This window comes from Winogradskyella sp. (genome assembly GCF_025210595.1).
GTDB lineage: Bacteria > Bacteroidota > Bacteroidia > Flavobacteriales > Flavobacteriaceae > Winogradskyella.
Window position 1 is genome coordinate 14038 of sequence record NZ_JAOARH010000080.1, and the last position, 15281, is coordinate 29318.

14 protein-coding genes are annotated in these 15281 nt (G+C 33.0%); 2 read left to right on the forward strand and 12 right to left on the reverse strand.

Going from position 1 to position 15281, the window contains the following annotated elements:
* Position 1 precedes the first annotated feature (1 nt).
* The 11 genes from N4A42_RS08520 to mraZ form a co-directional block, all read right to left on the reverse strand.
* Entirely contained in the window at positions 2–721 is a 720-nt protein-coding gene (locus N4A42_RS08520; RefSeq protein WP_294072790.1) for a cell division protein FtsQ/DivIB, read from the reverse strand.
* Positions 711–2117 (reverse strand): UDP-N-acetylmuramate--L-alanine ligase, encoded by a 1407-nt coding sequence (murC, locus tag N4A42_RS08525; RefSeq protein WP_294072793.1) that lies wholly within the window; start codon positions 2115–2117, stop codon positions 711–713. Before murC ends, N4A42_RS08520 begins: the two co-directional genes overlap by 11 nt.
* Entirely contained in the window at positions 2117–3217 is a 1101-nt protein-coding gene (gene murG, locus N4A42_RS08530; RefSeq protein WP_294072796.1) for an undecaprenyldiphospho-muramoylpentapeptide beta-N-acetylglucosaminyltransferase, read from the reverse strand. Before murG ends, murC begins: the two co-directional genes overlap by 1 nt.
* Positions 3218–3234: 17 nt before the next feature.
* On the reverse strand, positions 3235–4434 hold the full coding sequence (locus tag N4A42_RS08535) for an FtsW/RodA/SpoVE family cell cycle protein (RefSeq protein WP_294072799.1): 1200 nt from the start codon (positions 4432–4434) through the stop codon (positions 3235–3237).
* A gap of 93 nt (positions 4435–4527) precedes the next feature.
* Positions 4528–5859, reverse strand: coding sequence for a UDP-N-acetylmuramoyl-L-alanine--D-glutamate ligase (gene murD / locus N4A42_RS08540; RefSeq protein WP_294072802.1), 1332 nt, complete (start codon positions 5857–5859; stop codon positions 4528–4530).
* Positions 5859–7100: a phospho-N-acetylmuramoyl-pentapeptide-transferase gene (gene mraY, locus N4A42_RS08545; RefSeq protein ID WP_294072805.1), complete on the reverse strand. Its 1242-nt coding sequence runs from the start codon at positions 7098–7100 to the stop codon at positions 5859–5861. The genes murD and mraY overlap by 1 nt, the downstream gene beginning before the upstream one ends.
* Entirely contained in the window at positions 7101–8564 is a 1464-nt protein-coding gene (locus N4A42_RS08550; protein WP_294072808.1) for a UDP-N-acetylmuramoyl-L-alanyl-D-glutamate--2,6-diaminopimelate ligase, read from the reverse strand.
* Positions 8561–10522, reverse strand: a complete 1962-nt coding sequence (locus tag N4A42_RS08555) for a penicillin-binding protein (RefSeq protein WP_294072890.1) — start codon at positions 10520–10522, stop codon at positions 8561–8563. The genes N4A42_RS08550 and N4A42_RS08555 overlap by 4 nt, the downstream gene beginning before the upstream one ends.
* Positions 10523–10669: 147 nt before the next feature.
* A complete protein-coding gene (locus N4A42_RS08560) occupies positions 10670–10990 on the reverse strand; it encodes an FtsL-like putative cell division protein (RefSeq protein WP_294072811.1) in 321 nt (106 codons plus the stop codon).
* Between the two features lie 109 nt (positions 10991–11099).
* Positions 11100–11996 carry a 16S rRNA (cytosine(1402)-N(4))-methyltransferase RsmH gene (rsmH, locus tag N4A42_RS08565; protein WP_294072813.1) on the reverse strand — a complete coding sequence of 299 codons (897 nt, stop codon included), beginning with the start codon at positions 11994–11996 and terminating at the stop codon, positions 11100–11102.
* On the reverse strand, positions 11983–12453 hold the full coding sequence (mraZ, locus tag N4A42_RS08570) for a division/cell wall cluster transcriptional repressor MraZ (protein ID WP_294072815.1): 471 nt from the start codon (positions 12451–12453) through the stop codon (positions 11983–11985). The genes rsmH and mraZ overlap by 14 nt, the downstream gene beginning before the upstream one ends.
* A gap of 282 nt (positions 12454–12735) precedes the next feature.
* Here mraZ and N4A42_RS08575 point away from each other — a divergent pair, with 282 nt between their 5' ends.
* Positions 12736–13500: an alpha/beta hydrolase gene (locus N4A42_RS08575; protein ID WP_294072818.1), complete on the forward strand. Its 765-nt coding sequence runs from the start codon at positions 12736–12738 to the stop codon at positions 13498–13500.
* A gap of 65 nt (positions 13501–13565) precedes the next feature.
* Positions 13566–14180, forward strand: a complete 615-nt coding sequence (gene yihA / locus N4A42_RS08580; RefSeq protein ID WP_294072821.1) for a ribosome biogenesis GTP-binding protein YihA/YsxC — start codon at positions 13566–13568, stop codon at positions 14178–14180.
* Positions 14181–14182: 2 nt separating this feature from the next.
* Here the strand turns inward: yihA and N4A42_RS08585 are convergent, their stop codons facing one another.
* Positions 14183–15274, reverse strand: a complete 1092-nt coding sequence (locus N4A42_RS08585) for an ABC transporter permease (protein ID WP_294072824.1) — start codon at positions 15272–15274, stop codon at positions 14183–14185.
* Between the last annotated feature and the right edge of the window lie 7 nt (positions 15275–15281).

A 15281-nucleotide genomic window follows, 5' to 3' on the forward strand; every position in this document is an offset into this window, starting at 1 on the left:
CTTATATTTTGGTGCAAATGACTTGTTTGTCGAATTTTAGATTAACTAACTTATACTTGTTTAATATGTTATCTTTTAATGCCTTTTGATAAAAAGCCTTAAAATTATTTATCTTTTTATTTAGCTTTTTTAAAGTTCCTAAATGAACTCTAAAATTGCTTTTTCGAATTTTAAAATCGATAGTTTCATCATCGTTCTGATGAATTTCTATCACATGCTTTTTTAAAAATTCGTCTTCATTGACAGCTTTTGCAAATTGAAAAACTGTCTCTAAATTGTTTTTTTTAATATTACCCGTAACTAAAGGCACTCTTGCTGCAAAATTAGACGACAAAGGCATATATAAACCTTCATCATCTATATAATATGATGCATTTGTATGTACTCTAGCAATAGGTTGTTTTTGTTTTATTTCTACCGAAAGCTCACCATTTACTGACATAAACACTTCTGCTTTCTTAATCATTGGATTAGATTTCAGGGCAGTTTCTAACTCATTCAAATCTATGATATCTTTGGATTGTCCCGCAACATGATCTTGATTTTGTATTAACAATTTACTAACAGCCTCTTCGGTGATAAACAAGGTGTTTTCGCCCAAAAATTGGATATTTGGTTCTGTCACTTTTCTGTAGTCATTTCTATATTTAGAAAAGGCAAACAAAAAACCAACCACAAGCACTAACCCTATGACCTTTATGTAGTTATAATTAATTCGCAATACAAAGTGCTTTTTTTATATGTTTTACTTCTGCTCCAATATCTCCTGCACCAAGCGTTAAAACAACTTGAGCTTTTGAAGTTTTAATTTCATTAATAATTTCTGATTTTGAAATCAGCTTTTTATTAGGATTTTCAATTTTATCTAAAAGCCATTTTGAAGTGACTCCTTCAATAGGCAACTCTCTTGCTGGATAAATATCTAACAATAAGACTTCGTCAAATTTTGAAAGACTATTAGCAAACTCATCTACAAAGTCTCTTGTACGACTAAATAAATGCGGCTGAAATACAGCTAATACTTTTTTATCTGGATACATTTCTCTAACTGCCTGATGTACTGCATTAATTTCCTCTGGATGATGAGCATAATCATCGACAAATACAAAATCATTTGTTTTAATCTGGTAAGTAAATCTACGTTTAACCCCTTTGTAAGATGCTAAACCCTTGGCGAGCTGGTTGTTAGGGCAACCATATATTACAGCCATCGCCAAGGCGATTATTGCATTCGACAAATTATGTCTACCAGGTAGGTTAAATTGAAAACCTTCATACAACTCATTAGGCGTTTGCAAATCAAACACATAAGAACCGTTTTCTATTTTTATATTTTTTGCACAAAAGTCAGAATCATCTTCTATACCATAGGTTATTCCTTTGAGTGGCAAACCATTTTTCACAAACAATCTACCATTTGGCTTTATACATTCTGAAAACTCTTTAAATGTTTTTGTAAGCTCTGAAGCATCTCCATAGATATCTAAATGATCTGCATCCATAGATGTTATGCATGCTAAATCTGGAGATAGAGTTAAAAACGAACGATCAAACTCATCAGCTTCTACAACAGTTACTTCAGTACCATTCAAAATTAGGTTTGAGTTATAGTTTTCACTTATGCCACCTAAAAAAGCCGTTACAGAAACACCACAACTATTAAGTAAATGACCTAAAATACTCGTTGTTGTGGTTTTACCATGTGTACCAGCAACAGCTAAACACGTGGTTTGTTTCGTGATTTCTCCTAAAATTTCAGATCTCTTATAAATATTAAAATCATTATTCTTAAAGTAATTTAGCTCAGAATGATTTTTTGGAATTGCTGGTGTATAAACCACCAAAGTATCCTTATTATTTAAATACTTTGTATCAATTTCAGTAATATCATCATTAAAATGAATAGCAACTCCTAAATTTTGTAAATCATTAGTAATGTCAGTTGGAGTTTTGTCATAACCAGCCACATGGTTTCCATTAGCCACAAAGTAACGCGCCAATGCACTCATGCCAATACCACCTATTCCAACAAAATAAACATTAGAAGCCCATGCCAAACCTTTTCCATTAGGAAAGGCTTTTTCACTAAAACTAATATCTTTACTCTTATCTATCATTAATTCAATAGTTTTTCAACTTCATCTACAATATCTTGCGTAGCATTTATTAAAGCTAAATCTTTAATATTCTTACTTAATTCTTCACGTTTATCTTTATCTAAAATCAATTCTGAAAATTGTTTTTGAAACTCAGATTCTAAATCTTTTTCTCTTATTAATAGTGCAGCATTTTTATCAGAAACCGCTTTTGCGTTTTTAGTCTGATGATCCTCTGCTACATTAGGTGATGGAATAAAAACCGTAGGTTTACCAACTATACACAGCTCCGAAACTGAAATCGCGCCTGCTCTAGAAATAATAACATCTGCAGCAGCATAAGCCATATCCATGTTGTTTAAAAATGCGTGTACCTGAACATTTTTCAGTTTATTATATTGCTTGTATCGATCATAATATAGCTTACCACATTGCCAAATTAATTGCACGTTATTCTCTTCAAAAAAATCTAGGTTAGATTCAATTAATTCGTTTATTCTTCTTGCACCCAAACTACCTCCTAAAACTAATAAAGTATGCTTACTATGAATGAGTTTAAAAATATCTTTAGCTTTAACATTTACTCCTTCTATTTCAAGCAAATTCTTTCTAATTGGGTTTCCTGTAAGCCTTATCTTTTCTTTTGGAAAAAATCTATCTAAACCATCATAAGCCACACAAATTGTATTTACTTTTTTACCTAAAAGCTTATTTGTAATTCCTGGATAAGAATTTTGCTCCTGAATTAAACTTGGTATCTTTTTAGCCGTAGCCATTTGCAATAATGGGCCACTAGCAAAGCCACCAGTACCAATAACAACATCGGGTTTAAATGACTTTATAATTTTTTTTGACCTCAAGAGACTAACCAACAACTTAAATGGGAACATTACATTTTTTAGCGTAAGTTTTCTTTGAATCCCAGAAATCCACAAGCCTTCAATTTTATAACCTGCCTGAGGCACTTTATCCATTTCCATTCTATCAGAAGCACCAACGAATAAAAACTCTGCGTTTGGATAGCGCGTTTTTAACTCATTTGCAATAGCAATTGCAGGATAGATATGACCTCCTGTACCTCCTCCTGAAAGGATAAATTTGTATGTTTTATTATTACTCAAATTTTAAAAATCCCATCCTAAATTGTTTCACTTAATATATCTAAAGGATTATCTCCTTCAATAATTTCATTCTCTTTTATTTCTTGTCTTTTAGCACTAACACTAAGTATAATTCCTATAGCCATACACGTCATCCAAATTGAAGTTCCACCACTACTAATTAAAGGTAATGTTTGCCCTGTTACAGGAAACAACTCAACTGCAACTGCCATATTTATTAATGCCTGAAATACTATTGGCAAACCAACACCAAGCACTAATAACCTTCCAAAAACAGTATCTGATTTTTGAGATACAATAACAATTCTAAACAGCAACCAAGAATACATCACTAACAGAAACAACCCTCCAACTAAACCATACTCCTCTATGATAATTGCAAAAATGAAATCTGAAGATGATTGTGGCAATAGATATTTTGTTGGGCTTTTACCTGGACCAAGCCCAAAAATACCACCTGATGCAATTGCCGTTTTAGATCTTTCTATTTGGTAGTCTGCTTCAGTATCTTCACTATTTGAGAAATTTTCAATTCTACTCATCCAAGTATCAACTCGGTTTGGCATTGCCTCCGGAAATGCTTTTGCAACTAAAACAAAAAGCGTTAAGGACACTAAACCAGTACCAATGATTATTAATAAATATTTAATGGGATAACCTCCTATAAATGTCAACATCATCACCATTGTAAAAATAATTGCAGTTGTTGAAAAATTAGCTGGAAGAATTAAGATTAACACAAAAAACACAGGTACCCAAAGTGGCAAAATGGTATCTTTAAACGAAATGACTTTATCTTTAATCTTAGACAAATAGCGTGCTACATATACCATTAAAACTACAGCAGCTAAAGTTGATGTCTGAAACGACATATTTACCACAGGAATATTAATCCACCGACTTGTATTTGTTCCTTGAGAATTTGTAGAGCCTTGTAAAATTGTAATTAAAAGCAATACCAATACTACAGGAATCAAAATCATAGATAACCCTTTAAAGTACCTATACGGAACTTTATGAACAGCAAACATAATTGCAAATCCAAGTGACAAATGCATAAAATGCTTTACAAAAAAAGAAAAAGTATTAGCGCTCTCACCATAGTCAGCTAAGTTACTTGCAGCACTATACACAGGCAAAAACGAGAAAATAGCCAACAATGTAGCTATCGCCCAAATGGCTCTATCTCCTTTTATTTGTGAAAATATGTTTTGCATCTTTTTTTTGTTATTCCTTCAAAAAACAGGAATCTAATTATTATTCATTTTAATTCTTACGGATTCCACATCAAGTGCGGAATGACAGTTTTGTTATAAATTGCGTATAGCTTTTTTAAATTGACGCCCTCTATCTTCGTAATTATCAAACAAATCAAAACTTGCACAAGCAGGTGACAATAACACATTATCACCAGCATATGCTATTTTATAAGCAACCTTAACCGCTTCATTCATACTCTGTGTCTCAACAACAACATCTACCAAGTTACCAAATGCTTCAATCAGTTTCTTATTATCAACTCCAAGACAGATAATTGCTTTTACTTTTTCATTAACAAACTGAAACAATTCTCTATAATCATTACCTTTATCTACACCACCAACAATCCATACTGTTGGTGCATTCATGCTTTCTAAAGCAAAATAAGTAGCATTTACATTAGTGGCTTTAGAGTCATTAATGTATTGCACTTTATTTATTTTTAGCACATGCTCTAAACGATGCTCTACACCCTGAAAATTCTCTAAACTCTCGCGTATCGTTTGCTTTCTAATTTTAAGTAAATGCGCCACAGTAGAAGCTGCCATTGCATTCTTAATATTATGTTTCCCTTCTAATGTTATGTTCTCTGTTGGCATAATGGTTTGATTATTATCTATTGTTATTATTATTTTTTTGTCTTTATAGTACGCACCTTCTTCTATAACCTGTGTTAATGAAAAAGGCAATTTTTTAGATTGAATTTGATTATTCTGTAACCAAGTTGTAATCACTTCATCATCTGCATCGTAAATGAAATAGTCATCTTTAGTTTGGTTTTCTATAATTCTAAATTTTGAAGCGATATAGTTTTCAAACTTATAATCATAGCGATCTAAATGATCTGGTGTGATATTAGTTAAAATTGCCACTTTAGGCTGAAACTCATAGATATCATCTAACTGAAAACTACTTATCTCTAACACATAATTTCTATAATCTTCTTCAAGGATTTGCTTAGCAAAACTATCTCCTATATTACCAGCCAAACCAACTTCTAACTCTTGCTTAAGCAAATGATGCGTTAATGTTGCCGTGGTTGTTTTACCATTGCTTCCTGTTATTGCGATTAGCGTTGCATCTGTATACTTTGAAGCAAATTCTATTTCTGAAACTATTTTTATCCCAGCTTCACGGATTTGTTTTATTAAAGCTACTTTATCTGGAATTCCAGGACTTTTCATAACAATATCTGCGTTCAAAATCTCAGATACAGTATGCTGTTCATCTTCAAATTCAATCTCATTATTTAAAAGAACGTTTTTATACTTTTTTTTGATTTTTCCTTTATCGGAAACAAATACTTCGTAACCTTTTTCCTTTCCTAAAAGCGCAGTACCTACTCCACTTTCTCCTCCACCAAGAATCACCAATCTTTTCATTACCTAATCTTCAATGTTACGATTGACAGTATTGCCAATAGGATCCCTATAATCCAAAATCGTGTCACAATTTTACTCTCGTGATATCCAGATTTTTGATAATGATGGTGTAATGGTGACATTTTAAAAATTCGCCTACCTTCTCCATATTTCTTCCTCGTATATTTAAAATAACTCACTTGCAGCATTACTGATAAATTTTCAGCCAAGAAAATGCCACATAACAAAGGAATTAACCATTCCTTTCTTACAGCAATGGCAATCACCGCAATGATTCCTCCAATAGTTAAACTTCCTGTATCACCCATAAAAACTTGAGCCGGATAAGCATTGTACCATAAAAAACCTACCAAAGCTCCTACAAATGCTGCTATGTAAATTGTTATTTCTTCTACCTGTGGGATATACATTATATTCAGATACTTTGAGAATATGATATTACCCGAAACCCAAGCAAAAATCCCTAAGGTTAACACCACAATAGCAGATGTACCAGCTGCAAGCCCATCAATACCATCTGTTAGATTAGCTCCGTTAGATACAGCCGTTACTATAACTATAGTCACTAAAACAAAAATGATCCAAGCATACTTTTCTAAATCTGGACTTATCCAGGTAATTAAATCTGAATAATCAAACTCATTATTCTTTACAAAAGGAATTGTTGTTTTAGTAGATTTTTTTGCTACATCAAACAATTGCGCCTCTGTTGTATTAGGATTTTCAGCAAGCAATTCTTGTTGTTGCTTAATTGGCAATTCTTCCTTTATTGTAACATCGTTATGAAAATACAGCGTTAACCCTACAATAAGACCCAATCCTACCTGGCCTAGCACTTTAAATTTCCCTTTAAGCCCTTCTTTATCGTTTTTAAATTTCTTAATATAATCGTCTATAAAACCAATTGCTCCCATCCACAATGTTGTTATGATGAGTAGAATGATATATATGTTTTCGAGCTTTGCTAATAATAAAACCGGAATCAAAGTCGCCAAAATAATAATGATTCCTCCCATAGTTGGTGTGCCTGCTTTTTCAGACTGACCTTTTAAACCTAAATCACGGATAGTTTCCCCAACTTGTTTCTTTTGCAAAAACCTAATTATACGTTTTCCGTATATCGTTGATATTAACAATGACAAAATAATAGCCATGGCTGCCCTAAAGGTTAGGAAACCAAATAATGACGCTCCAGGAAGCTGGAATTGTTGTTCTAAATATTCAAATAAATAATACAGCATCTATTTTTGTAATTGTTTTAAAAATTCTTGAACCGTTTTATAGTCATCAAAATCAAAGCGCTTACCTTTAATTTCCTGATAGGTTTCGTGTCCTTTTCCAGCAATGAGAATAATATCTTTAGAGTAAGCCATTTGACATGCCGTCTTTATAGCTTGCTTTCTATCTGTTATTGATAGCGTCTTTTTATAATTTTGAGGCTCAACTCCTTTCTCCATATCTTCAATGATCACCTCTGGCACTTCACTACGTGGATTATCACTAGTAAAAATCACCTTTGTACTCAAAGCTGAAGCAATGTGTGCCATTTTTGGTCGCTTGGTTTTATCTCTATCACCACCACATCCTACTACAGTAATTAGCTCTTCATTTTTAGTACGAATACTATTAATGGTTTCTAAAACATTTTTCAAAGCATCTGGCGTATGTGCATAATCAACGATGGCAGTAATTTTTTCATCCGAAATAAAATACTGAAAGCGTCCAGATACATTTTCTAACTCACTTATCAGCCTTAAAATCTCATCTTTTTCTAAGCCTAATAATTCCGAAGCTCCATATATTGCCAAAATATTATATGCATTAAAATTTCCTATTAATCGCGTCCAAAGTTCATTATCATTAACTTTAAGCAACAAACCACTAAACTCGTTTTCTAAAATTTGAGCTCTATAGTCTGCATAATTTTTAAGCGCATAAGTCAATTTTCTTGCCTTTGTATTTTGCAGCATCACCAAGCCATTTTTATCATCTAAATTTGACAATGCAAAAGCATCTTTTGGCAATTGATCGAAAAACGTCTTTTTTACATCTCTGTACTCAGCAAATGTTTCGTGATAATCTAAATGATCGTGTGAGAGATTGGTGAAAATTCCACCTGCAAACTTCAACCCTTCTGTTCTTCTTTGATGAATACCGTGAGAACTCACCTCCATAAAACAAAACTCAACACCCTCATCGTTCATTAACTTTAAATACTTATTAATTGTTAAAGAATCTGGCGTGGTATGTGTTGCCTTATAAGTTGTATTATCTACCATAATTTTTACCGTAGACAACAGACCTACTTTGTATCCTGCTTTCTTAAATAGCTGATACAACAAACTTGTTACCGTAGTTTTCCCATTAGTTCCAGTAACACCAACTAATTTTAAGTTTTCTGAAGGATGCTCATAATAATTAGAAGCCATATAAGCCAATGCTTGATTAGAGTTAACAACCTCTATATAAGTTATTCCATCTACCAATATTTCAGGTAGTGTTTCGCACACTATAGATTTTGCACCATCTGTAATAGCTTTTTCAATATACTTATGACCATCAGTTATGGTTCCTGATATTGCAACAAAAACATCATTAGATTCTATTTTCCGCGAATCGAATTCAATCTTATTTACTGCAACACTAGTATCACCAACCACAGCATTGATAGTAACTTTATACAATATGTCTTTTAAATATTTCATGATGCTTCTAAGACAATTGTTTGATTAGGTTTTAATTTCTGATGCTTTTCTACAGACTGCTTTTTCACTGTTCCGCTTCCTTTTAGTTTTACTTTTACATTAACTTGAAGGTTTTCTAACAAAGCAATTGCATCCATAGCTGGCATACCAACAACACGAGGCATTAATTCTTTATACTTGCGTGAATTCTCGAAGTAATTTTCAAAATCGTTGTTAACCAAATTGTTATTAAAATCGAGCGTTTTCACCTCATCAATTATTGGTGTATCTGTGTATATTTTTTGAGCAATACGCTTAAAAACTGGACCAGAAACATCGGCACCATAATAACCTACTTTTGTACTTGGTTTATGGATGACCACAATGCAGGAATACTTAGGGTTATCTACAGGAAAATAACCTGCAAATGAAGAAATGTACTTTTTATCTTTTTTCCATTCTTCAAAATTAGCATAGTCTGTACGCGCAGTCCCAGTTTTACCAGCCATTGAAAATGTTTCAGAATACATTCGCTTGCCTGTACCACGTATAACAATGTTTTTTAAAATATCTTTAATCTCCGCCAATGTTTTGTCTGAACATATTTTATCTAGAATCACCTCCTTTTCAAACACCTCAATATCTTTATCAAAAGATTTTACCGAACGGATAAAACGCGGCTTAATCATTTCTCCATTATTAGCAATAGCATTATAAAAGGTTAATGTTTGCAATGGTGTTATAGCCAAATTATAACCATAAGCTACTGAAGGCAAAGCATTTCTACTCCAATTAGATTTCCCTGGTTCTGGTATATTTGGAATACCTTCCCCTTGAATAGGAATATCTAATGAATCGTTTAATTTCCAATGCTTAATATGATCGATAAACTTTTTTGGATTCTTTGAATAATGATCATCAACAATTGTTGCCAAACCAATATTTGAAGACACCTCTAATGCTTTAGCCGCAGAAATTTTACCATAACCACCACGATGAGAATCACTTATTGTTCTACCATAAAAATATTTCACACCTTTTTTGGTATCTATAACTGTAGACGTATCAATCACCTTATCTTCTAAAGCTGCCATCATTGCCATAACCTTAAATGTAGATCCTGGCTCATGCGATTCGTAAACAGCGTAATTTCTTTTTTCGTAATAAGTCCCTTTTGATGTTTTTGCGAGATTTGCAATTGCTTTAACTTCACCTGTCTTAACATCCATTACCACAACACAACCATGCTCTGCTTCATATTTTTCTAACTGACCTAATAATGAATGATGCGCTATATCTTGAATGTTAACATCTATAGTTGTATAAATATCAAAACCATCTTGCGGCTCTACCTGATCAAAATCTGCGATAGGTTTCCATTTTCCATTACCTATTTTCTGCTTGAGGCGCTTTCCTTTAACACCTCTTAGATATTTTTCACCAAAAGCACCATCAATTCCTGCTCTTGCTGTATCACCATTACTATCTATACGTTCATAACCCACAGATCTTGCAGCAATCTCACCCATAGGATGTTCACGTCTTATATTTTGCTCTACAATTAAACCTCCACCTATAGCACCTTTATTAAGTAATGGAAAATTCCGAACTCTTATATAGTCTGAATAACTTATATTTCTTGCTAGTAGAAAATATCTATTTTTATTTCTACGTGCTTTTCTAATAATATCTTTGTAGTATGATGCCGACTTCCCTTTGTATGCAGAAAGCGAATCTGCTAAAGCTCCTATATGCTCATCAAAAACTTTCTGTTTAGCTTGAACAGCATCTATTCTAATATCGTACTTTGGAATTGAAGTCGCTAAAAGACTCCCATCAGCAGAATAAACATTCCCTCTATTAGGTTCAATATCAAAATCTTGAACCGTTCTCTTTTCAGCAAGCTGCCTGTATTGATCGCCTTGAATAAACTGAATACTACATAACTTAAAAACCACAGCTAACGCAAAGACAAACATACAGCCTGCTACGAAATACAATCTGTTTAATATGTTGGTTTCTAATGTTGCCAAAGTTTAAGTTTTTACTCAATGAGTTAACTCGATAATCGAGATTAATTATGATTTTTTTATTATCTAATTTTATATTATTGGGCGAAATTTTATTCACTTTTCTGAGCCAACGACTTTAATTTTTGTTGGTGGTATTTCAGAAATTTGAATTCCTTTTTCTGCCACTTTATTTATAATGGATGACTCCATTTTTAAACGCATTAATTTTGATCTCCCATCTACAAAAGCAGATCTCAGTTCTTTTACCTCATTTGCCAATTTTGCAATTTCATGCACTTTATTGTCTGCACTATGAGAACTCGCTATCATTATTACTGCTAGAAATGAAATAAAAATGATGATGCGCCAATTTTTAAACGAATCATCACTGATTAGAAATTTTCCGCGCAATATGCTATAAACACTTTTCTTCATTTCATTTCCTACGTAAGCAGGAACCTGTTTTTGATTTATTTTGTTTCTCTATTAAACACTACTGATTCACTTCGACTTCGTTCTGCAATCAACATTCAGATACCTATAACTATATTTTTTCAGCAACACGAAGCTTTGCGCTTCTAGCCCTATTATTAAGTTTTATCTCTTCAACAGACGGAACAATAAGACCTCCTACTTTTTTTAATGGCACTTCAAAATTCCCAAACATATCTCGCTCTGGCTCACCTTCAAACAGCCCATTTCTTATAAATCGTTTCACCAATCTATCTTCTAAAGAGTGATAAGAAATAAAACTCAACCTACCACCAACTTTCAACACTTCAGGCATTTGTAACAACAGTTCTTTTAACACTTCAATCTCTTGATTAACCTCAATCCTAATTGCCTGATAGATTTGCGCCAACACCTTGTTTTCTTTTCTATGATTAAGAAATGACTTTAAAACCAATTTTAATTGCTGACTTGTTTCTATGGGCTTATTTTTTCGTTCCGAAACAATAACTCTTGCCATAGCTGGCGCTTGTCTCAACTCACCATATTGCAACAACACAGACTTTAACTTATCTTCCTCATATTCATTAATCACCTCAAAAGCAGATAGTTTATTTTGCTGATTCATTCTCATATCTAATTTTGCTTCTAATCGTGTTGAAAAACCACGCTCAGCAACATCAAATTGATGAGAAGACACTCCAAAATCTGCCAAAACACCATCTACCGCTTTTACACCATAAAATCTTAAGAACCTTTTTATATATCTAAAATTCTCATTAATGAGAACAAACCGATCATCTTCTATAACATTAGCAAGCGCATCTTTATCCTGATCAAACGCAAACAACTTACCATTTGGACCAAGTCTAGATAAAATCTCCCGGCTATGCCCTCCACCTCCAAAAGTGACATCTACATAAACTCCATCTGGCTTTATAGCTAAACCATCTACCGTTTCTTTTAAAAGAACTGCATTATGATATTCCATCTCCTTCATCTTCTTGTCCCATTACCTCTTCTGCTAAATCTGCAAAATCCGAAGCAGCATCATCAATAGCCTGTTCGTATTTTTCTTTATCCCAGATTTCGACAATATTTACCGCAGAAGCCAACACTACTTCTTTTGAAATACCAGAAAACCCAACTAAATCCTTAGGAATCAATAAACGCCCTGCACTATCAACCTCTACTATTTTCACTCCAGCAGTAAATCGCCTAATAAAATCATTATTCTTTTTCTTAAAACGATTGAGTTTATTGATTTTTGCCATCAGAACATTCCACTCAGACATTGGATATAATTCTAAGCAAGACTGAAATACCGCACGTTTAAGAACAAAACCATCTTGTAAAGCAGCAGACATTTGCTTTTTTAAAGCAGCAGGTATCATCAACCTTCCTTTGGCATCTGCTTTGCATTCGTATGTTCCTATAAATGAATTCAATGTCTTTGCTTTCCCACTTCAACGTTTAAGAATCAAATATATTGAAAAATTTACCACATTTTACCACTGACTCCCACTTTTGTTGATAAGTTTTAATTTTTAAACCCTTCAACACTAAAAAACTCAATAAATTCATCGCGTTAAAACAAAAACCAGAAACAGTGCTTATCAACATGTTATATGCTACTGAATAAAAACTACACACATTGAAAGCATTAATTTTATTTGTTTTAAAAAGGATTTAGTTATATTTGTTTCTAACACTAAGCACTAACTTTATAGATGGCACACCTTTTAAAAAAAGAAAAGGATTATAGATATATTGAAGTAGGAGAAGGCACACCAATTATAGTGCTCCATGGTTTAATGGGTGGACTAAGTAATTTTGATGCTGTTACTGAATTTTTCAGTAACAATGGTTACAAAGTCATTATTCCTGAATTGCCTATTTACACCATGTCGCTTTTAAAAACCAATGTTAAAAGCTTTGCTAATTACCTTAAGAAATTTATTGAATTTAAAGATTTAGACAATGTTATTCTACTAGGCAACTCACTTGGTGGACATATTGGTCTTTACCACACAAAACTATATCCCGAAAAAGTAAAAGGACTAATCATTACAGGAAGTTCTGGCCTATATGAAAGTGCTATGGGAGGCGGCTACACTAAACGTAGTGATTACGAAGTTATTAAGAAAAAAGCACAAGATGTCTTCTATGATCCAGCCGTTGCTACAAAAGAAATTGTTGACGAGGTTTACGAAACTGTAAATGACAGAAATAAGCTTATTAAAACCTTAGCTATAGCAAAAAGTGCCATACGACACAATATGGCTAAAGATTTACCTAAAATGCAAACGCCAACTTGTATTATTTGGGGAAAAAACGATACAGTTACTCCGCCAGAAGTAGCAGAAGAGTTTCATGAACTCTTACCTGATTCCGACTTATTTTGGATTGATAAGTGTGGACATGCAGCTATGATGGAGCATCCAGATGAGTTTAATTCAATTTTGAATACTTGGCTTGAAAAAAGAGCACTCTAAAGTTGAAGTTGAAAAGCGAATTTTTTATATAACTTAATAAGATTTCTGCCTTCGCAGGAAGTACGATGAAAATAAAATCTGCTGAATTTATAATGAGTAATTCTGATGTGGCAAAATGCCCTAAGAATCCTATCCCTGAATATGCTTTTATCGGTAGAAGTAATGTTGGTAAATCATCGCTTATTAATATGCTAACTGACCGAAAAAGTTTAGCAAAAACTTCTGGCCGACCAGGAAAAACTCAACTCATTAATCACTTTTTAATTAACAAAAACTGGTATCTAGTTGATTTACCAGGCTATGGTTACGCTAGAGTTTCAAAAACCTCTAAAAAGAAGTTTCAGAAATTTATCACCAACTATTTTGAACAAAGGCAACAACTGGTTTCTGCATTTGTATTAGTAGATATAAGACATAAACCTCAGCCTATAGATTTAGAGTTTATGCAATACTTAGGAGAAAGCGGCATTCCTTTTGGTATTATTTTCACCAAAGTAGATAAGCTAAAACCTAATGCTATTGAAAAACATGCCAATGATTATTGTAACGTCTTATTAGAAACCTGGGAAGAGTTACCACCTTACTTTATTACTTCTTCTTCAAAAAAAATAGGGCAAGATGCTGTTTTAGATTTTATTGATGCCACTAATGAAGAGATTGAGCAGTTAAGGAATCAATAAAGTTAACCCCTCACATCTAAAGCATCTCGCAAGGCATTACCTACAAGCATAAATGCCATTACCAAAATCATAATACAAACACCTGGTATTAAAGCTAAATAAGGTTTTCCTAAGATAATATAATTATAATGATCTTTTATCATCGCTCCCCAACTTGCCATTGGTGGCTGTGCACCAATACCTAAAAAGCTTAACCCACTTTCTATTAAAATAGCAGCTGCAAAATTTGCTGCTGAAATTACAATTAAAGGCCCAAATACATTAGGTAAAATATGCTTTGTTATAATCCTATAATCATTATAGCCCAATGCTCTTGCAGCAGTAACATACTGCATTTCTTTTGCACTTATAATTTGCCCTCTAACCACCCTAGCCACTTCAACCCACATGGTTAAGCCTACAGCAATAAACACTTGCCAAAAACCTTTCCCTAAAGCTAAAGTTATAGCAATTACTAATAATAATGTGGGTATAGACCATGTAATATTAATAATCCACATAATAAACGCATCTATTTTACCACCATAATAACCTGCAATGCTACCCATTAACAAGCCTACTATAAGCGAAATAAATACTGCAACAAATCCTATGAAAAAGGAGATACGAGAACCAATTAAAACACGACTTAGATAATCTCTTCCGTATTTATCTGTACCAAAAACAAAACGTCTATTTTCTATATAACTTTTATAATCCGAATTAGGAAACTGCTGTAATTCCACCTGCTTTTCAATACCTTGCAAGCCATCAGATGCATATTCAACATAATGAAGTTTTTCACCAACGACTTTGTATGATTGTAAAGGTATTTCAGCATCTGTGTTTTCAGTTCCGAAAAATAGTTTTGATAAAAAACTTTGATCTGATTCAATCCCAGAAGGAATGGTTAACATTTGCACTTTAAATCCAGGTGATTTAGAATGAATGGACAAATGCATTTGATTGGCATTCTCTGAAGCATCGGGTGCAAAAAGATAGGCAAAGATTGAGATTACACCTATACAACCTATAATTCCTAAACTAAAAACGCCCCAAAAGTTTTTTCTAAACTTTTGAAGCGCTAAACTAGTTAATGAGTTATTGTTATTCAATTTTTAT

Bases quoted from the DNA above. Each gene is read 5' to 3' on its own strand.
- N4A42_RS08550 (WP_294072808.1), bottom strand. From the start codon at position 8,564: ATGAAATATTTAAAAGACATATTGTATAAAGTTACTATCAATGCTGTG.
- N4A42_RS08560 (WP_294072811.1), bottom strand. From the start codon at position 10,990: ATGAAGAAAAGTGTTTATAGCATATTGCGCGGAAAATTTCTAATCAGT.
- yihA (WP_294072821.1), top strand. From the start codon at position 13,566: ATGAAAATAAAATCTGCTGAATTTATAATGAGTAATTCTGATGTGGCA.
- N4A42_RS08535 (WP_294072799.1), bottom strand. From the start codon at position 4,434: ATGCAAAACATATTTTCACAAATAAAAGGAGATAGAGCCATTTGGGCG.
- N4A42_RS08555 (WP_294072890.1), bottom strand. From the start codon at position 10,522: ATGTTTGTCTTTGCGTTAGCTGTGGTTTTTAAGTTATGTAGTATTCAG.
- rsmH (WP_294072813.1), bottom strand. From the start codon at position 11,996: ATGGAATATCATAATGCAGTTCTTTTAAAAGAAACGGTAGATGGTTTA.
- murD (WP_294072802.1), bottom strand. From the start codon at position 5,859: ATGAAAAGATTGGTGATTCTTGGTGGAGGAGAAAGTGGAGTAGGTACT.
- murC (WP_294072793.1), bottom strand. From the start codon at position 2,117: ATGATAGATAAGAGTAAAGATATTAGTTTTAGTGAAAAAGCCTTTCCT.
- mraY (WP_294072805.1), bottom strand. From the start codon at position 7,100: ATGCTGTATTATTTATTTGAATATTTAGAACAACAATTCCAGCTTCCT.
- N4A42_RS08575 (WP_294072818.1), top strand. From the start codon at position 12,736: ATGGCACACCTTTTAAAAAAAGAAAAGGATTATAGATATATTGAAGTA.